This window comes from Bacillus cereus group sp. MYBK30-2, from assembly GCF_051915945.1.
In the GTDB taxonomy this organism is placed as follows: domain Bacteria; phylum Bacillota; class Bacilli; order Bacillales; family Bacillaceae_G; genus Bacillus_A; species Bacillus_A paramycoides.
Genome location: NZ_JBQAFR010000001.1, coordinates 1,986,328 through 2,005,502, shown reverse-complemented (window position 1 = coordinate 2,005,502; position 19,175 = coordinate 1,986,328). Strand labels below are relative to the sequence as shown.

The window sequence follows — 19,175 nt, the reverse complement described above, 5'->3', positions numbered from 1 at the left end:
TAATTATGAGAAATTTTTTAGATATTTCTCATATATTCATCATTTTCCTTTCATCCTCTTCTCACGTCTAAGTTTTACACTCATATGTATCAAAGATAAAGGGAGGTAATACATTTTTTACTTATTTCAAAACAAATGATAGATGGTGGTGAACAGATGAAAAAGAATAAACGTAAAAAATTGCGTTGGTTAAAATGGATTTTGATCCTTCCGTTACTTCTGGCATTACTATTGTTTGGATTACATAGTATGAAGTTTGACAGGTGGGATCATGAGAAGCATAAGCAAGCGGCGTATACTGTTTCTCACGATAAAGAAAGGGAAGCTTTCGTTACACAAAAAGAAAAGTTTAATAACTTTGAGCGAAATCAGCATCATGAAAAACACCATGAAAAAGAGTTTGAAGGTTTATTCTTCATACCATTCCTGTTAGCGTTTGGATTTGTTCTTTTCGGCTGGTTCATGCTTCGTAAGTCTGAAGGGAATATGGTTAAAAAGTGGACAGGCATATTGCTCCTAGTTATTGGTTTATTACCGGTCCTTCCAATGCTTGCATTTGTTGCAACGATTGTTTGGGCATATAAAAAATTAAAAGAAAAAAGAATGGCAACTGATATAGATTTATACAGCGACTTTCAAGTACAAAAACAAGTAGATATTTTAGATCAATGGGAACGTGATATTCGTAAGGAGGAGAAGTAATAATGGGTATTTTAAAACGTATTAAAAATATTGTAGTGGCGGATGTGCATCAAACGTTAGATAAGCTAGAAAAACCTACTAACATGTTAAAGCAATATCTTCGCGAAACAGAACAGCAAATTACGAAGGCTGAAAAAGCACTTTCGCATCAATATTATTTAGAAAAGAAATATGAAGCATTAATTTCAGAAACGGATGCTCTTATTGCGAAGAGAACTCGCCAAGCTGAGCTCGCAGTATCACGCGAAGAAGATCAAATGGCACAGTTAGCCCTGCAAGAAAAAATTGTGAATGAGAAAAAAGCGGAACTGTATCGCAAGCAGTACGAAATAACAAAAGAGCAAACAGCGACGCTTTATGAACAAATTGACAAACTGCAAAAGAAATATGAAGAGTTGCAATATAAAGAACTAGTTCTTGTTTCGCGGTTAAATGCGGCGCAAGCGATAAAAGAAAGCAACAGAGCGATTGATTCGTTCCATACAGAAAGTACAGCAAAAGGTTTTGCACGCATTGAATCTTACGTGCAGAAACTAGAAGCAGAAACAGCTGCTAGTAACTATTTTTACAATTTGAAGTCTCCTAATCAGCAAGAAGTGTTAGATCAAAATTTGCAAGAAGAAGTACAGCGGGAGTTAGAGAAGTTAAAAGAGAATAAATAATATGTAAAAAAGCCCATTTCATATGGGCTTTTTTATTGATAAAATTATTCCTTTCCAAACTGAAAAATATTTTGATTAATGAGTTGATGGAAATGTTGATCCATCTCTGCTGCAGAAATTTTTCTTCCGTTTTGAAACCACCACGCACTTAATGCGGCGATTACTCCTGAATAAAATTCCGTTATTAAATCGTTTGGTATCGTATGATTTTTGCAAAGGCGATTTAATGCTTCCGTTTCCTGCTTTCTTGTCCCATGGCTTAAATAATGTATACGGTTAATAAATTGTTCGTCAGACATTTGCGATTCTAATATTTTACCGATTTCTTCATGATGCAGAAATTGTTCCATCACTTGAAATGGCTTACTTAATCGATCAGAAAGCGGTATTTCAGCAATCGTCTCGCCATATCGTTTAAATCCAAATGCTAATAAAGCATCTTTATCTTCAAAATGCTTGTAAAATGTTGTTCGATGTACCATCGCACGATCACAAATTTGGTTAATGGTGATGGAACTATATTTTTGTTTTGATTGTGTCATTAATTCAAATAAGGAATCCCATAGTAATTTATGTGTACGTCTAATACGTAAATCAAGTTGTTTTTCATTATCGTTCATCTACAATTCTCCTTTTTTGTAGATTAAATATACAATGGCTGAAAATTGATTCTCCCTTTTTAATCTACATATGTATATTATATTACATGTGTTCCGGTGTATATAAAGCTTTTTAAGTAAAAACAGGAGGAGAATTACTAAATGAATATGACAACTAAGAGCCCTACAAGTGGCAAAGTTGATACTTCTAATATGAAACATGCCCCCATTTTAATTGCATTACTTTTAGGGGCAATGGTTGCATTATTAAACGAAACATTACTTGGTAATGCATTAACCGTATTAATGAAAGAATTTGATGTAACAGCTTCAACAATTCAATGGCTTTCTACAGCTTACATGTTAGTGGTTGGGGTTTTAGTGCCGATTACAGCTTTACTTCAGCAATGGCTCACAACGAGACAGATGTTCTTGATTGCTATGGTAACGTTTTTAGTCGGTACATTAATTGCGGGATTCGCACCGACATTTTCTGTTTTATTAGTCGGCCGTATTGTCCAAGCAGTAGCTACGGGGTTAATTTCACCGTTATTAATGAATACGATTTTAATTATTTGCCCACCTGAAAAACGTGGTGCCACAATGGGCTTAATCGCACTTGTTATGATGTCCGCTCCAGCAATTGGTCCTACATTATCAGGAATAATCGTTGATTCACTTAACTGGCGCTGGTTATTCTACATTGTTATTCCTATCGTAATCATTTCCATTGTAATTGGAATGAAGTACATTCAAAATGTGACAGAGCTAACAAGGCCAAAAGTTGATTATCCATCCATTCTTTTATCGACATTAGGATTCGGTGGTATTGTGTATAGCTTTAGTGCATCAGGTGATTTAGGATGGTCAGATGCGAAAGTGTATTGCTCTTTAATTGTTGGGCTTATATCACTATCCATTTTTGTCATTCGCCAATTAAAAATCGAGAATCCAATTTTAGAACTACGCGCATTTAAAGTTCCGATGTTTACGTTATCGGTTGGATTAATCGTCATTGTTATGATGTCACTATTTTCAACGATGACTTTATTACCGATGTTCTTGCAAACAGTTTTACTTGTTACAGCCTTTAAATCAGGAGTTATAATGCTTCCGGGAAGTATTATTAGTGCCATAATGGGACCGATTGCCGGTAAACTATTTGATAAATTTAGTCCGAAAGTTATTATCATTCCCGGCATCGTGTTAGTAGGGATTGCAATGTTCTTATTTAAAGGCCTTACTCCTGACACATCAATGCTACAAATTATTATTATGCATAGCGTATTAATGGTTGGACTCATGTTTGTAATGACAGCACAAACATATGGTTTAAATCAATTAACACCAGATCTATATCCGCACGGAACAGCACTGTTTAATACGTTACAGCAAGTAGCTGGCGCAGTTGGTACGGCTATATTTATTTCGAAAATGTCTTCAGGAACAACTCAGTATATGGAAAGCTCCGCAAATCCAATGGATCCAGTAGAGAAGTTAAACGGTTTAACATCCGGCTTCCAAGGTGCATTTACACTTGGATTGATCTTTATTGTTGTTGCTTTTATCGTATCGCTATTTTTAAAAGAACAGAAGAAGGGAGTAGAAGCAACGGGGGTTTTACAGAGCGAGAATTAATAGGGTATGTAGTTGAAGGTTAATGTAAAAAAAGACATCTTTATGATTAAAGATGTCTTTTTACATTTCTTTCGTTATATCATACTGCAACAATTGCCGTTGATCATAAAACTTCTCAAAAATGATGCCCATTACATAGAAGAACAATAGACCGAAGCAAATGTGAATGAGTGTAAATGTAGTTCCGAATGAAGAAAATTCATACACCATAATTGGTAATTTTGCAGTTGTCCAAACGCCTAAGAAAAATACGATGTACCTAATGCTTGCGCCTTTTTTTAATAGTAGTGCTGCAATCGGAAAAGCGACGTAGAGTGGACCGGCTGCAATTCCTCCTAATAATAGAGAGAATAAGATTCCATATATACCGGATTTTTCTCCCATATATTTAATTAACGTTTCTTTCTTCACCCACTGATCAAGTAATCCTACAAATACTAGGACAGGGGGGAGTAGAAATAGCATATCTAAAATACTATTCCCCGTTAATTGTAATGCGCTCCATCCTAAAGATTGGTTTATAAAAGTTAATAAGAGAAGCCCGAACAGTAATATGAAAAAGAAGCGATATCTTTTTAGTTCATTCATACCATCACCACCCAAATGATATATGAGAATAAGAGGGACATGAGTAATGCAGATGCATTACGAGCGTAAGCGAAACTTCGTCCGAATATCTTTTGTTCCATCGGCAAGGTTGTAATTCCTACTGACATTAATGTAGACATGAGTGCTGCAACTTGAGGGAGGCCTGCACCATGTTGGACTAATGTATTACCAAGTGGGAACACGACAAAGCTTGGAATGAGTGCAACGGAGCCAAGTAGTGCTGAATAAACAATACCTAGAAATCCGGACTTTTCTCCAATGATGGAAGAGATGAAGGATGGCGTTAATATAGAAAGTGATAGTCCGACGAAAAGCATAATGGAGAGCATGGCGGGTAGAAGGTTTCGAAATATTTTCCATGACTTAAATAGAGCATCTTTCGTTTTACTACGATCCTTCATAAAAGAAATCCCCGTAAGAATAATGGCTAAAGTGTAAAGGATGACACCATTAATCATGATCGGATTCCTTTAAGTCTTTATATTTATCCAAGAAAAATGATAAGTTTTTCATTTTTTCTTCAATATCCATTTGGAAATCTGCCAACTGTTCTTTTCCTGCTGTAGTTATTTTGTACATCTTTCTCGGCTTATCTTGAACGGATGCATTTAAATAAGATTCAATAGCGCCTTCGTTTTCTAATTTTTTCAGCGTGCGGTATAGGATCGCACTATCGATTGGATTGACCGGAAGTTCTTCTTCGCATTTCTGTAATAGTTGCCCGCCATAGTTATCTCCCTCTGCTAAAAATAACAAAAGAAATGCACCTGTATGTCTGCCTGTATGTTTCATGGATATACCTCCTCAAGGTAATTTTTGAATTTATACTGTCATTAACAGTATACTGTTAATGACAGTATATGGTGAATAGAATGCCATGTCAATTATAAAATGTGCACTTCAAATGTTACCGAGGGGGAAATAACAATAAATATTAGGGGGAAAGTATAATTGGGCAATTGGTGATTCCTTTTCTAATTTTGTTAGATAAAAAAATAAAAGCCTACTGCTTTCTTATGACAGTGGCTTTTATAGTTGGTAAACTACTATATTACGCTTTGGGAATCTCGCATTTTGATAGTAACATATATATGTTAGTTGCATATTGAGAAATAAAAAAAAGACACTCTCAAGAGTGCCTCTTCTTAGCAGCCGAATCCGCCGCCACAACAGCTAGCTCCAACTATAATTAATAAGATAAAGAGCACAACAAGTAAGGCGAATCCGCCACCAAAACCACAGCCTCCGCCGCAACTACCACCATAGCCCATATCAATCCCTCCTTTCATAAAGAGAATTAAGGTCACACATGTACGTTAATGGACTTAATTCACTTTATGTTTTTACGGATTAATGGAGCAGGTCCTTTTGAAAAAATAAAAGCACTCGGCATTTTAAGAGAATTGACGGTCTTGCTTTTGCCACGGGTGCTATGTTGTTTACATATTGTATTTTATTCTGTGAATTGGGAGAAGGGAGATCTTTATGGCTAATTCTGGACGCCCAACATCTTTTCGTGATTGGAGAGCATCTACTCAAAAGGATTAATAAAAGCATAAGAAAAGAAGACATCAATTAAGATGTCTTCTTTTCTTATACAATCCAAATGAGTTAATAAGGTATATCCTAGTGCTTTAAAAATAAGAAGAAAATAACAATTGTCGACTCCTATTTTAGTATAGCATTTAATAATCAGGAATTCTATGTAATGTTGCATATATATAAATTTTATGATATTTAATTGTATATTTTTGTTGTCTGTTATTTGTTTTAATTCATTTACTTATATTATTTTTTGAGTGCTTCAGCAATGGAGCTTTTTTGTAAAAGGATACTCATTATCAATGGGAATGTGGATCTACTTACATGTTCATATTTACTCGGAAATTATACAGAAAAACAATCTTTTTAGCAGCCCAATTTACTGTCTTAACACCTTGAGTTCACACTCTCATATTCGAGTGGATATACACATAGCTAGTTGAATGGACGTATTTTATGTTTGTATAATTTGAATGAGTAGAGATTTAAAAAAAAGAAAAGACACCATAAGGTGCCCACACTCCGACTTGAGCTATCGTAAATTTAAAATATCTTCAAATTATTCCGAAACAGACTAACATGTTTTAAATCAGAAAGTAGAAACCCCTCAAGTACGGAATGATATACTTGAGGGGTTTTGTGTATGTAGATTTATTGTATAAACGTCTACAATAATACAATTCCATTATGCTTTAAACTGATCCCCATAAGAAATAGACCATACCACTAACAAAAAACACTAATCCTAAAACAAAAACAATTAAAGCAAGTATTCCATTTCTATTATGTTCCATAAAACTAGCTCCTTTTAGATTTATAGTTGTTTATTTTTTATACAAAAAAGCCTTTAGTCATAATTATGGCTAAAGGATTCGATCATCATACTTTTTAGTTTATAAAAATTTATCCTGCTATTTGCGGGCAGTAAGACTCCCACCTCAAAATTTGGCTGAAGCAAAGAAGCTAGGTGGGAGTCGGGCTAATAATCAGTGGGGGATGAACAAAACCACCACTGATTAAAGTTTCACTTTATAATAAGATTTTTCCTATAAGGAAAAATCTTACGAGAAGAATTGATGATGTTTTTTATGAATAAAATTCAAATTTTGAATTGAAAATGTACTAGCTCGATAATGAAGCCTGGCTATTAGAATTGAAAAATTTTAGTTTTATTATAATTAATAGAAATGAAAGTAGTGTAAATATAAATCCGCTCCAAATAAGCTGGTGAATACCTAAGTTTGAAATGAACCAGCCTCCAATAGTTGTTCCTAAAGTAATTCCGAGATTTGAGAACGAGACGAATAGGCTATTGCCAAATTCAGGTGCTTCTTTTGCTTCGCTTATTAACCATGTTTGACCAACAATTAATCCACCAGCATGTATGATTCCCCAAATGAATACCATAAAAATCATTGGAACAAGGTAGGAACCTAAATAATAAACCAATATGTAAACAACAGAATATAGAATAGGGAATGATATTACGGCGTTTACTATGCTTTTTTGCAGGAGACCACCAAATAAATGATTACCTAAAATCATAACTATACCAAATATAAATAGCATGATACTGATGAGAGATCCATTCATGGAAGTTACTTTTGCAAGGTACTCGGCGAAGTAGCTGTATACAGAAAACATGGCTGCAAAAAGGAATGTGACGGTTAAAATATTTAACCATAATCCTGGTTTGCCGAGTATACGAATTTGTTTGCCGAAAGACATTTTTTCTTTAACAGGCATAGAAGGAAGGAAGATTAATATTCCAATGAATGCAAGGGCGTTAACCAGCGCTCCGAATAAGAAAGCAATTTCTAGTGAAAACTGGTCTGCAAGGTAAGAGGTTAATGGTACACCTAGAGCAAATCCAACAGTAATGCCCATGAAAACTTTTGTAACTGCTTGACCACTCTTTTCTGGTGGGACAAGTTTAGCAGCGGTTACAAGAGCAATTGAAAAGAAGAGTGGATGAAGTGCTGCCGGTAAAATACGAAAAATAAGCATGATTTCAAATTGTGTTGTATAAGCGTAGATTATATTTGAAATAACAAAAATAAAGATTGCTGTTAATAAAATTATTTTGCGATTAATACTAGAGACGAGCAGAATTAAAAACGGACCAGAAATAGCAACAACTAGTGCGAATATACTTACTAAAAATCCGGCTTGTGCAGTTGAAATACCGAATTTCTGAGTGATTTGTGGTAATACACCGACAATACCCATCTCGGTAGTAATAATTCCGAACACACCTATTGCGAGTGTCAGAATAAGTAAAGGATTTACTTTTTTCATTTATACAACTCTCCATTCGTATTAGTATTTTGAAAGTAAATTCATTAACAAAGAAATGTGCATTACAAGTATGATTGGATGTCAATATTATCAGGATTATGTAATTTTAAATACAATAACAGATATCTAAATAACTAGATATGATATGTTAAAAAAATTTCTCCTTTCTATGTTTCTTGCTTTTATAGGTAGTGCAATTTTATAAAAAAGTAATTGGATACCTGTAAAAAAGCAGAAGGTGTAAAGCTAATAATCAATTGGTATGCTAATTGATTATTAGCTTTTACTTTTATAATTCGTTTTGGACGTATTCAGAAAACTCTCGTATTGTTTCTTCATTTCGACGATAGTATGTCCATTTTCCAATTCGGTCAGAGTCTAGTAGTCCTGCCTTTTTCATAGTTAATAAATAACTAGAAATAACCGATTGGGCTAAGCCAGTTTTAAGCTGGATATCTCCTACACACACTCCAATCTGAAAATTAATCCCTTGTTCTAAATAAGGTTTTTCGTCGAAATGGTCTTCTGGATTCTTTAGCCATGATAAAATTTGACATCTTGTTTCATTTGACAATGCTTTATAAATTAATGAAGGTTCCATAAGGATATTATATCTACTTTTATAGATTTGTAAATAGGACCTTTGAATTTTAAGAAAAAGAGATAATTCCTATGAAAAAATAATGAATAGAATGTAAATAAAAAAGACACTGTAAAGTGTCTTTTTTATTTGAGTTATGCGCATTGCTTAATAAGACGTTAGTTTCTCAGTCTGACTATGAGTAACTATGTAGGGTGATTCAATTATAACATTTTAACCAATAATGGGTCTATATGGAATTTTTGTAATGAGTTATGCTTGATTATTCAGAATCATACATGTGGTGTAGTATATGGATTAAGAAAGGGAAGTCCTTTATGGAATTTAAGAAAAAACTGAAAAATTATTATGTACTTGTTTTCCCTTGTAAAAAAATGTTCAATAATTTGTTATTGCAAACGCTTACTTGTTGTGTATAATAAAGTTAAGTTAATAATTAAAAGGATTGTTACTGTTCGGCAGGCAAAACCTAAATTGATCCAAAGGGACTACATGTGTAGTTTTTGGGAATCAGTTTAGGTTTTTTTATTACCTTTTGTGACTTTATAAGAAAAAGAAGGTGGAACAATATGAAGATCCACAAAATTTTAAATAACAATGTTGTTTGTACGACGAAGGATAATGAGACGGAAATTGTGCTTATGGGCAGAGGTTTGGGATTTCAGAAAAAAGTAGGCGATACAATTGATGAATCTAAGATAGAAAAAACCTTTGTTTTAGAAACAAAAGAATTATCAGAGAAACTGGCTAGATTGTTAACTGAAATTCCTGTGCAGAATTTAGAAATTACAGAGAGAATTATTCAGTTTGCTAAAACGGTTTTGCCGGGAGCTTTAAGTGATTATATTTATCTTACATTAACGGATCACTTAAGTTTCGCCTTAACGCGGCATAAGGAAGGAATGGATCTCAGAAATACTTTGCTTTGGGAAATTAAGAGGTTCTATCAGAAAGAGTTTGAAATCGGTTTACAAGCTTTAAATATTATTGAAGAAGAGACTGGATTTAGACTTTCAGAAGATGAAGCAGGGTCAATTGCACTACATTTCGTTAATGCGCAGCAAGGAGAGCCGGCGATGCAGCAAACGGTGGCGATGACGAAAATCGTCCAAGATATTTTAAATGTTGTAAAGTACCACTATAAGATGAACTTAGATGAAAGTTCGTTTAATTATAGTCGGTTTGTAACGCATTTACGATATTTTTCCCAGCGTTTAATGCAGAAGGAATTAAATTCGGCAGACGATGATTTTCTATATGAACAAGTGAAAAGTAAGTATCATGAAGCATATTGTTGTACAGAAAAAATTGAGGCATACTTACAAAAAGCACATAATAATCATCTTTCAAAAGATGAAAAAGTGTATTTAACGTTGCACATTCATCGTGTAACGAAACGCAATGAATTATGTAATTGAATAAACGGGATTGTTACTGGTTGGCAGGCAAAACCTAAATTAATTTCTATTTGAGTGGTTAATACATATCACGCGGATAGGGTTGGTTTAGGTTTTTTCTTTTATAAATAATAAATGGGATGATTGTAAGGAGGGGGAACCTATTATGAAATATGAAAAATTAGCAAAGGATATTTTGAAAAATGTAGGCGGAAAAGAAAATGTAAATAGTGTGGTGCACTGTGTGACTCGCTTAAGATTTCAATTAAAGGATGAGGGAAAGGCGAATACAGAGATACTGAAAAATATGGAAGATGTCATTACTGTTATGAAAAGCGGTGGACAATATCAAGTTGTTATTGGTAACCATGTGTCTGATGTGTATAAAGCGGTCGTTTCGGCTGGAGGGTTTCAAGAAACAGAGGAAGAAGCTACTAGTGAGAAGAAGAAGAGTAGTCTTATAGATATTCTTTCTAGTATTTTTACTCCTATTTTAGGAGTATTAGCGGCAACAGGGATGATTAAAGGATTTAATGCTTTATTTATAGCGTTAGGTTGGTTAAGTACTCAATCAGGAACGTATCAAATATTAAATGCAGTTGGTGATTCGTTATTTTATTTCTTCCCAATCTTCTTAGGATATACAGCAAGTAAGAAATTTGGAGGATCACCATTCATTGGTATGGCAATTGGGGGAGCTTTAGTTTATCCAGCTTTATCGGGTTTAACAGCAAATGAGCCATTATATACGCTATTTGCAGGAACGATGTTTGAATCACCCATTCATATTACGTTTTTAGGAATACCAGTTATATTAATGAGTTATGCATCATCTGTTATTCCAATTATTCTCGCTGCTTATTTTGGAGCGAAAGTAGAAAGGTCTTTAAAGAAAGTTATTCCGGATGTTGTGAAAACATTTTTAGTACCATTCTTTACATTATTAATCGTTGTACCAGTTACATTTCTTGTTATTGGCCCAATTGCGACGTGGGCAGGACAGTTTTTAGGACAGGCTACACTTTGGATGTATCAGTTAAGTCCATTAGTGGCAGGTGTTTTACTTGGAGCTTTCTGGCAAGTACTTGTTATTTTCGGTCTTCATTGGGGAATTATTCCGATTGGGTTTAATAATTTAGCAGTGCACGGTATCGATCCGATACTAGCACTCATATTTGCTGCTTCATTTGCTCAAATTGGTGCTGTTCTTGGCGTTTGGATGAAAACGAAAGAGCAGAAATTAAAAACGCTTAGTATTCCAGCTTTTATTTCAGGTATTTTCGGCGTTACAGAGCCGGCGATTTATGGTATTACACTTCCTCTTAAAAAGCCGTTTATTATGAGCTGTATTGCTGGAGGAATTGGCGGCGGAATACTTGGCGTATTTGGTACACAAGGATTTATGACAGGTGGACTTGGCATATTTGCGCTTCCAACATTCATTAGCCCGAAAGATGGGATTACAGCTGGATTTTGGGGAGCAATTGTTGCGATGGTTGTCTCTTTAATATTAGGTTTTATTCTTACTTACTTATTCGGTTTTACTAAAAAGCAAACATCTACAGAAACGACTGAAACAATTGATAAAATAGCTGCATCAAACCATGATGAAGTAATCTTTAGTCCTTTTCATGGTATTGTTCAGCCGCTCCAAGATATTGATGATGCTGCATTTGCATCAGGTGCATTAGGTGAAGGAGTTGCGATTGAGCCTTCAGAAGGAAAGTTGTTTTCACCAGTTTCAGGTACGATATCTGCGCTCTTCCCAACGAATCATGCAGTAGGAATTACGGCGGATTCAGGTGCTGAAATTTTAATCCATATTGGGATGGATACTGTGAAACTAGATGGCGAATTTTTCTCTTCTCATATTGAACAAGGAGCGAGAGTAGAAAAAGGGCAATTACTTATTGAATTTAATATAGCAGAAATTCAAAAGGCGGGTTATATTGTGACAACACCAGTTGTTGTTACAAATTATGATAAATATAGCATTAAGAAAACTGAAGTAGAAAAGATTCAAGCAGGAGATTCCTTACTAGAGTTAGGAGTTAAATAGTAGTTACATTTCATACAGGTTCAAACGAAGAAAGGTATTCTTTGAAAATGGCAATGCCTTTCCTCGTTAATTCTTATATAAAGGAGTTTTTATATATGTCTAAAGTTATTTTTCCTAAAGGATTTTTATGGGGTGGAGCGATTGCAGCCAATCAAGCTGAAGGCGCATATTTAGAAGACGGAAAAGGATTAACGATAGTTGATCTATTACCAACTGGTGAAAAACGTTGGGACATTATGAAAGGAAATATTCATTCTTTTACACCGGTAGAAGAGGAGTTTTATCCATCACACGAAGCAATTGATTTTTATCATCGTTATAAAGAAGATATTGCTCTTTTTGCGGAAATGGGCTTTAAAGCTTTACGCGTATCTATCGCTTGGACACGTATTTTCCCAAATGGTGATGATGAAAAGCCGAATGAAGCAGGATTACAGTTTTATGATAACTTATTTGACGAACTTTTAAAGCATGGGATTGAACCGGTCGTTACGATGGCTCACTTTGATGTTCCTGTTCATTTAGTAGAAAAGTATGGAAGCTGGAAAAATAGAAAGCTTATAAACTTTTTTGAGACGTATGCAAAAACGATCTTTAATAGATATAAAGATAAAGTGAAATATTGGATGACGTTTAATGAAATTAATATGCTTTTACATTTACCTTTCATGGGAGCAGGGATAGCCTTTAAAGAAGGCGAGAATAAAAAACAAATTCAGTATCAAGCGGCGCATAACCAACTTGTCGCAAGTGCGTTAGCTGTGAAAGCGTGTCATGAAATTATTCCGGATGCAAAGATCGGTTGTATGCTTGCTGCTGGTGCAACGTATCCATATACATGTAATCCAGATGATGTTCTTCGTGCGATGGAACAAGATCGTGAATCATTCTTCTTCATTGATGTGCAAGCAAGAGGAGAGTACCCTGGATATGCGAAACGATTCTTTAAAGATAACAATTTGACGATTGAAATGGAAAAAGAAGATGAGTCAATCTTGAGAGATAATACAGTTGATTATATCGGATTTAGCTATTATTCAAGCAGAGCAACAAGCACGGATCCAGAAGTGTTAAAAAGTATAACGAGCGGAAATGTATTTGGTTCTGTTGAAAATCCATATCTTGAAAAATCAGAGTGGGGATGGACGATTGATCCGAAAGGGTTCCGTATTACAGCGAACCAACTTTACGATCGCTATCAAAAACCTTTATTTGTCGTGGAAAATGGTCTTGGCGCAATCGATCAATTAAATGCTGAAGACGAAGTAAACGACGAATACCGTATTGATTATCTGCAAAAGCATATGATTGAAATGTCAGAAGCAATCCAAGATGGAGTAGATATTATTGGGTATACAAGCTGGGGACCAATTGACCTTGTAAGTGCTTCTACTGGAGAAATGAAGAAACGTTATGGATATATATACGTTGATAAAGATAATGAAGGAAACGGTTCATTAAAAAGATCGAAGAAGAATAGTTTCAATTGGTATAAAGAAGTAATTGAGACGAATGGTGAAAGTCTGAAATCTTAAGTATAAAAAGAAGGCATCAATTAAGATGTCTTCTTTTTTGTATAATTTGAATGCGATAAGAAAGTATGGAGATATATTTCCCTTTACACGAACATAAAGGTATAATATAGTTTAGTTAAGTTAAGTTAACTAAATTATATATTGAAACTTAATAACAGCATGATTGTAGGAAGAATGCTAGGACTAGATCGTATAAAGAAGTAATATACAGTCTATATAAAGCGGTTAGTTAAAAGGAGGAAAAGCACGTTATGAGTTATATACCAAATACTATTACGATAGCCAATTTTGTATGTGGACTTCTGGCTATTTACTCTGTTTTTGTTCACGATATTTATTTGGGATTAGTTTTTATTATTACAGGTATGTTATTTGATCTTTTTGATGGCATGATTGCTCGGAAACTTGATTCTGTTTCGGAAATAGGTGGACAATTAGACTCATTTGCGGATTTAGTTACCTTTGGTGTAGCTCCGTCTATTCTTGCATATAGTGTCGCTTTAAAAGATCTGCAGTCTATCGGGATGCTATGTGCGCTAGCTTACAGTATTTGCGGAATGCTTCGGCTTGCGAGATTTAACACGCAACAAAGCAAACTCCCGACGTTTATCGGAATGCCAATTCCATTTGCAGCAATGTGTCTCATCATTTTGTGCTTTTTAAATAATCCCGTTCTCCTGGCGCTTGGCACATGTGTACTTTCTTATTTAATGGTGAGCAAAATAAAATTTCCTCATTTTAAAAAGGATATATCAGAAAACTTGAAGTCTGAAAGATGGAATTGATGATACGGAATTACAATGAGAAAGATAAAGGAGCATAACATGATTCGTATGGCACTAAGATCATTTAACATACAAATGTATTGTTTGCTAGGCGTAATGTTATTGGGGTGGTTTATGACACCTTTTCCAGCCCATTTTGTAGGGATAAGCATTGGCCTTTTGGTTAGTATGTACTGTGTTTGGATTTTAGGAAGGCGTATTGAAAAGTTTGGAGATAGCATTGTAAAAAAAGAAAAAGCACCGATGCTTGGAATGGTTAATCGATTTGCAGCCGCAATACTCGGTGCGATTATTATGTATGAAATTGAACACCATAATTTCATGTGGACATTTGCTGCTGGAATTATGGGTGGCTATTTCTTAATTGTGATTAATTTGGGATATTACAGCATGAAAGATGCGAAGAAATAGATGAGCGTAAAATTTTTGGGGTTCACTTAAAGTAGCCACAATCTTTTCATAAACAGATTGTGGCTGTTTTTATTAATATTTCTGGTGGAAAGTACTGAAGTGTTTACCAATTAGCCACTTCAGTATTTAACTTCAACCACTTCTCCCAATCCAAATCCTCTATTTTAAGCAAACTCAACGAAACCCCTTTCATATCTAAAGAAGTTAGCAGAGTACCGACCTTTACGAATTTAATCTGTAAGCCTTCCAGCTCGCATAAACGGCGAATATCATTTGCGAAAATATATTGTTCCATTAATGGTGTCGCACCTAATCCGTTAATGAGAATCGCAAAGTTGTCACCTTTTCTCCAGCGGTAAATGCTTTTTAGTTTGTTCATAAGTTCAATTGCTAATATTTCAGAAGAGGATAGCGCTTCTTTACGGTATCCTTTTTCGCCGTGGATACCGACTCCGTAAAATACTTCATCATCGTTTAATGTGAATGAAGCTTTTCCTTGTACTGGATCGTTTGCAGGGGAAAGGGCGACTCCTAATGTGTGTAAGTTTTGGGTGACAGAACGACCGAGTGCTGTTATTTCTTCTAAAGAATGGCCTTCAAGAGCGGCCGCGCCTAATATTTTTTGCACGAAAACGGTGCCAGCTACGCCGCGTCTTCTTTTATTAAAAGAAGCATCATCTTCAATTGAAACGTCGTCATTTACGATGACGTGGTCAATCTGTCTTCCTTCTTCTTTTGCGATTTGTTCTGCTGCTAGAAAGTTTTCTACGTCGTCTTTAAAGTTTTTAATGATGAATAAAATACTTTTGTCTTTTGGCATGAGGCGAGTTGCTGTTACAATTTGTTCGACTGTAGGCGGAGTGAAGATGTTTCCGTTTACTGCCGCTGTAAGCATTCCTTTTCCTACATAGCCAATATCAGCTGGTTCATGTCCGCTACCACCGCCGCTTATAATGACAACGTTTTGCTTCATGTCTGCGATATCTTTTACATAAATGATGTTATTTGTTTCGTCGTAATTTACTTTGTCGTTATGTTCAAAATAAAAGCCATGCAGCATATCTTGAACAATATTTTCTACATCATTCATAATCTTTTTCATTGTTCTTGCCACCTTATGATTTGTTTGCTGATTGCTCGAGTAAAAGTAGTAATTGATTGTTTATCATATTTTTCATGAGAGAAGACATAATGGAGGGATCTACTTCACATTTGCTTTCAATCCAATCTTTTATTGTCCCAACGAAGCCGTGACTATAAAAAGAGGCAATCGTATTTTTCGTTTCATTAGAAAGAGTTAGTCTGCAACTCATTGATAGTTCATCAATAATCTTCATATATAAGTTTTTCGTATGCTCAAATAAATAGTGATTAAACGAGTTTTGTTCAATGACTTTAAAAGCATTGCGGTAAAATTTTTGATTTTCATAAAAGTAATCAAATAATAAATCGAAAATATTTTCCCATTTCTCATAGTCGAGAAAGTCTATAATATTTTCTTTCGTTTCTTCTCTATAAATCCAGCTTAATAGTTCAAATTTATCTTTAAAATGATAATAAAAAGTTTGTCTACGCATTTGACAGTGTAACATAATATCGCTCACTGATATTTTATGAAACGATTCCGTTTCCATTAAATGCTTCAATGAGTTAGCGATTATCTTTTTAGAAATTATAGAAGAGGTCATCTTAATCATCCCTAGAATGTTAGTAATATACAAATCCTATCTATAAATGAGAGCGGTGTCTTTAGACAGATTGTCCATTTTGTCCGTTTACTATAAAACGCTTTCATTTTAACATGAGTAGTAAGAAGAAGATTTCAAATATATCACAATATATTAAAGGAATTGAGGGAGAATCACAATGAAAAAGATTATAAATAAACCAGAAACATTAGTAATGGAAATGTGCAACGGAATGGTTATGGCTCATCCAGAGCTTGAGCTTTTGAAAAAATATAAAGTCATTAAGAAGAAAGAAATGAATGAAAATAAAGTAACGTTAATTAGTGGCGGCGGTAGTGGTCATGAGCCAGCACATGCAGGACTAGTCGGAAAAGGAATGTTAGATGCGGCAGTGTGCGGAGATGTGTTTGCTTCTCCTTCGCAAATTCAGGTATATCAAGCGATTAAAGAGACAGCTAGTAAAAAAGGTACGTTATTAATTATTAAAAATTACAGCGGCGATATTATGAATTTCAAGAACGGGGCGCATTTAGCGACTGAAGATGGAATTGAAGTAGACTACGTAAAAGTGGACGATGATATTGCGGTAGAAGATAGTCTATATACAGTAGGACGCCGCGGCGTTGCGGGAGTTATATTCGTTCATAAAATTGCCGGCGCAGCTGCGGAAGCAGGTATGGATTTAGGAGCGGTGAAAGCTGTCGCAGAAAAAGCAGCGGCTAATGTGCGCACAATCGGTTTAGCGTTAACTTCTTGTACAGTTCCAGCAAGTGGATCACCTACTTTTACACTTGGTGAAGATGAAATGGAATACGGCGTAGGTATTCACGGCGAACCAGGCATTAAGCGCGAAAAAATGATGTCAGCAGATGAATTGGCTAACCGTATGACAAATGATTTAATAAAAGATTTAGGAGTAAAAGATGGCGAGGAAATCGCGCTTCTTGTAAATGGTTTTGGCGGTACACCACTTCAAGAACTTTATCTATTTAACAATGCAGTTACGAGAGAATTAGCTGCTAGAAACATTAAAATTAATAGAGTGTTCATCGGTAATTATATGACGAGTATTGATATGGCAGGTATGTCTTTAACGGTAATGAAGTTAGATGATGAACTGAAAACATTATTATCGAAAGAGTGTAATACACCAGCGTTTAAAGTAGATGGACCAGTTGAGAGTGTAGAGTACGTGAATGTGCTTGAAGATGTAGAAGAGAAGGAAGTTTCATTTGAACTAGAGACAGCGGAAGAGCACGCTGTTATTAAAGATAATGTCATTACATTAAACAACATGATCTATCTCGTTGATAAAATGAGCGACATTATTATTAAAAATGAAGTACCGTTCTGTGAGCTAGATACACATGCTGGAGACGGCGATTTCGGAATGAGTGTTGCAAAAGGATTTAAGCAATTAAAACGTGAGTGGAGTTCTATTTTAGAACAAGAGAATGTAACGATCGGGTCGTTCCTTGACGGTTGTTCAATGATTATTATGGAACATTGCGGTGGCGCTTCAGGTCCGATTTGGGGCGGAGCATTCCGTGCAGCAAGTAAAGCTGCCGGCGAAAAACGTGAGCTAACAGTTGGAGAGTTCGCTGAAATGCTGCAAGCGGCACTTCAAGGCATACAATCTATCGGTGAAAGATCGTTCGGTAGAGGAGCGGTAGTTGGTGATAAGACGCTTGTTGATGCACTTGCTCCTTGTGTAGATTCTTGGATCGACAGCTCTTCAAACGGAGTAGACGTGAAAACTGCCTTTGAAAAAGGAGCAGAAGCAGCGGTTAAGGGAGCGGAATATACGAAAGAAATCGTCGCTCGCATGGGCCGCGCTGGTACAGTTGGTGAAAGAAGCTTAGGATATCCTGATGCCGGTGCACATGCGCTTGGGGTTATCTTTACGGAGATTTCGGATAGTTTGAAATAGAAATTAGAAGATCCCCTCTACCTTAAGGTAGAGGGGATCTTCTAATTTAGTTGAATGATATTTTAATGTGGCTTAGAAGCAAACCAATTACTTAGTTGCAAATGATTTCGGTGCAGAATTTAAGTGTAAATGGGCTGAAGTTAATAAGTAGTATGCTATATGTTGTCTATTGAAATTTAAGAAAGGGTACTCCATTGAGGGAGTACCCTTTTCGTAATTAATGATGTTAACGGATAAAAAACTCTTTGTATTACCATGAGTCACCGTGGCTGGATTGCATGTACATAATTGTACTAGATTTAGTCGAATCAACTTGTTCCTTAGAATCTGATTGTGAAGGGAATGCTAACCCTATAGATAAAGCAGCTGAAAGTGATAAACCTAAAATCGTTCCAAAAAGTTTTTTCATTATTTTAACGCTCCTTTTTCGAAAGTTTTTTCTTTAGCTTGATGACTAGTATAAAAATATTTACTAACTTTTACAGTGTCGCTTTCTTCGTAAAACTTGATTGCTAATTGTTCAGCATATTCTTGTGTGTAATTATATAGTTGTTGCTTATCGAAAAATGAGATAGCTTCCCAAGATAATTCTCCCCAATTTCTACTATATTTAGTTTGTATATTGGTATGTATATACTAGCAAGAAATTAAGTGTGATAGAGTTATATATAGAAAGAAAAAACTTTTTCAATAATTTTCTGATAATTTAAGAGGGAATT

19 protein-coding genes are annotated in these 19,175 nt (G+C 35.1%); 9 read left to right on the top strand and 10 right to left on the bottom strand.

Features of this window, described 5'->3' with window-relative positions:
• Positions 1 to 156 precede the first annotated feature (156 nt).
• Positions 157 to 702, top strand: a complete 546-nt coding sequence (locus ACTFQM_RS10485) for a hypothetical protein (RefSeq protein ID WP_440034250.1) — start codon at positions 157 to 159, stop codon at positions 700 to 702.
• Between the two features lie 2 nt (positions 703 to 704).
• Positions 705 to 1,364, top strand: coding sequence for a PspA/IM30 family protein (locus tag ACTFQM_RS10480; protein WP_440034249.1), 660 nt, complete (start codon positions 705 to 707; stop codon positions 1,362 to 1,364).
• A gap of 44 nt (positions 1,365 to 1,408) precedes the next feature.
• Here the strand turns inward: ACTFQM_RS10480 and ACTFQM_RS10475 are convergent, their stop codons facing one another.
• A complete protein-coding gene (locus ACTFQM_RS10475; RefSeq protein ID WP_440034248.1) occupies positions 1,409 to 1,984 on the bottom strand; it encodes a TetR/AcrR family transcriptional regulator in 576 nt (191 codons plus the stop codon).
• A gap of 141 nt (positions 1,985 to 2,125) precedes the next feature.
• Here ACTFQM_RS10475 and ACTFQM_RS10470 point away from each other — a divergent pair, with 141 nt between their 5' ends.
• Positions 2,126 to 3,601 carry an MDR family MFS transporter gene (locus ACTFQM_RS10470; protein WP_440034247.1) on the top strand — a complete coding sequence of 492 codons (1,476 nt, stop codon included), beginning with the start codon at positions 2,126 to 2,128 and terminating at the stop codon, positions 3,599 to 3,601.
• Positions 3,602 to 3,661: 60 nt separating this feature from the next.
• On the opposite strand, the gene ACTFQM_RS10465 is transcribed toward ACTFQM_RS10470, so the two are convergent.
• From ACTFQM_RS10465 to ACTFQM_RS10440, 6 genes are all read right to left on the bottom strand, one after another.
• Positions 3,662 to 4,189, bottom strand: coding sequence for a permease (locus ACTFQM_RS10465; RefSeq protein WP_440034246.1), 528 nt, complete (start codon positions 4,187 to 4,189; stop codon positions 3,662 to 3,664).
• The gene (locus tag ACTFQM_RS10460) at positions 4,186 to 4,668 is read right to left on the bottom strand and encodes a hypothetical protein (RefSeq protein WP_002170645.1); all 483 of its coding nucleotides are present in this window, start codon (positions 4,666 to 4,668) and stop codon (positions 4,186 to 4,188) included. Before ACTFQM_RS10460 ends, ACTFQM_RS10465 begins: the two co-directional genes overlap by 4 nt.
• Positions 4,661 to 5,002 (bottom strand): PadR family transcriptional regulator, encoded by a 342-nt coding sequence (locus tag ACTFQM_RS10455; protein ID WP_071720533.1) that lies wholly within the window; start codon positions 5,000 to 5,002, stop codon positions 4,661 to 4,663. The genes ACTFQM_RS10460 and ACTFQM_RS10455 overlap by 8 nt, the downstream gene beginning before the upstream one ends.
• A gap of 353 nt (positions 5,003 to 5,355) precedes the next feature.
• The gene (locus ACTFQM_RS10450; protein WP_002170647.1) at positions 5,356 to 5,481 is read right to left on the bottom strand and encodes a YjcZ family sporulation protein; all 126 of its coding nucleotides are present in this window, start codon (positions 5,479 to 5,481) and stop codon (positions 5,356 to 5,358) included.
• A 1,393-nt stretch (positions 5,482 to 6,874) separates the two neighbouring features.
• The gene (locus ACTFQM_RS10445) at positions 6,875 to 8,050 is read right to left on the bottom strand and encodes an MFS transporter (RefSeq protein WP_400560192.1); all 1,176 of its coding nucleotides are present in this window, start codon (positions 8,048 to 8,050) and stop codon (positions 6,875 to 6,877) included.
• Between the two features lie 289 nt (positions 8,051 to 8,339).
• Positions 8,340 to 8,651 carry an ArsR/SmtB family transcription factor gene (locus ACTFQM_RS10440; RefSeq protein ID WP_002170651.1) on the bottom strand — a complete coding sequence of 104 codons (312 nt, stop codon included), beginning with the start codon at positions 8,649 to 8,651 and terminating at the stop codon, positions 8,340 to 8,342.
• 569 nt (positions 8,652 to 9,220) lie between these two features.
• On the opposite strand from ACTFQM_RS10440, the gene licT reads away from it, so the two are divergent.
• The 5 genes from licT (at position 9,221) to ACTFQM_RS10415 (ending at position 14,838) form a co-directional block, all read left to right on the top strand.
• Entirely contained in the window at positions 9,221 to 10,069 is an 849-nt protein-coding gene (gene licT / locus ACTFQM_RS10435) for a BglG family transcription antiterminator LicT (RefSeq protein WP_440034245.1), read from the top strand.
• 145 nt (positions 10,070 to 10,214) lie between these two features.
• Positions 10,215 to 12,107 (top strand): beta-glucoside-specific PTS transporter subunit IIABC, encoded by a 1,893-nt coding sequence (locus tag ACTFQM_RS10430; RefSeq protein ID WP_440034244.1) that lies wholly within the window; start codon positions 10,215 to 10,217, stop codon positions 12,105 to 12,107.
• A 95-nt stretch (positions 12,108 to 12,202) separates the two neighbouring features.
• Positions 12,203 to 13,642, top strand: coding sequence for a 6-phospho-beta-glucosidase (locus ACTFQM_RS10425; protein WP_440034243.1), 1,440 nt, complete (start codon positions 12,203 to 12,205; stop codon positions 13,640 to 13,642).
• Between the two features lie 251 nt (positions 13,643 to 13,893).
• On the top strand, positions 13,894 to 14,427 hold the full coding sequence (gene pssA, locus ACTFQM_RS10420) for a CDP-diacylglycerol--serine O-phosphatidyltransferase (RefSeq protein WP_400486994.1): 534 nt from the start codon (positions 13,894 to 13,896) through the stop codon (positions 14,425 to 14,427).
• A 39-nt stretch (positions 14,428 to 14,466) separates the two neighbouring features.
• Entirely contained in the window at positions 14,467 to 14,838 is a 372-nt protein-coding gene (locus ACTFQM_RS10415) for an ATP synthase subunit I (protein ID WP_400486995.1), read from the top strand.
• A gap of 103 nt (positions 14,839 to 14,941) precedes the next feature.
• Here the strand turns inward: ACTFQM_RS10415 and dhaQ are convergent, their stop codons facing one another.
• Complete coding sequence (gene dhaQ, locus ACTFQM_RS10410; protein WP_440034242.1) at positions 14,942 to 15,940, bottom strand: DhaKLM operon coactivator DhaQ; 999 nt, start codon at positions 15,938 to 15,940, stop codon at positions 14,942 to 14,944.
• Positions 15,941 to 15,953: 13 nt separating this feature from the next.
• Positions 15,954 to 16,526 carry a dihydroxyacetone kinase transcriptional activator DhaS gene (gene dhaS / locus ACTFQM_RS10405; RefSeq protein WP_440034241.1) on the bottom strand — a complete coding sequence of 191 codons (573 nt, stop codon included), beginning with the start codon at positions 16,524 to 16,526 and terminating at the stop codon, positions 15,954 to 15,956.
• A gap of 178 nt (positions 16,527 to 16,704) precedes the next feature.
• On the opposite strand from dhaS, the gene dhaK reads away from it, so the two are divergent.
• Positions 16,705 to 18,456: a dihydroxyacetone kinase subunit DhaK gene (gene dhaK, locus ACTFQM_RS10400; RefSeq protein WP_440034240.1), complete on the top strand. Its 1,752-nt coding sequence runs from the start codon at positions 16,705 to 16,707 to the stop codon at positions 18,454 to 18,456.
• 250 nt (positions 18,457 to 18,706) lie between these two features.
• Here the strand turns inward: dhaK and ACTFQM_RS10395 are convergent, their stop codons facing one another.
• Positions 18,707 to 18,865 carry a general stress protein gene (locus ACTFQM_RS10395; RefSeq protein ID WP_440034239.1) on the bottom strand — a complete coding sequence of 53 codons (159 nt, stop codon included), beginning with the start codon at positions 18,863 to 18,865 and terminating at the stop codon, positions 18,707 to 18,709.
• Between the last annotated feature and the right edge of the window lie 310 nt (positions 18,866 to 19,175).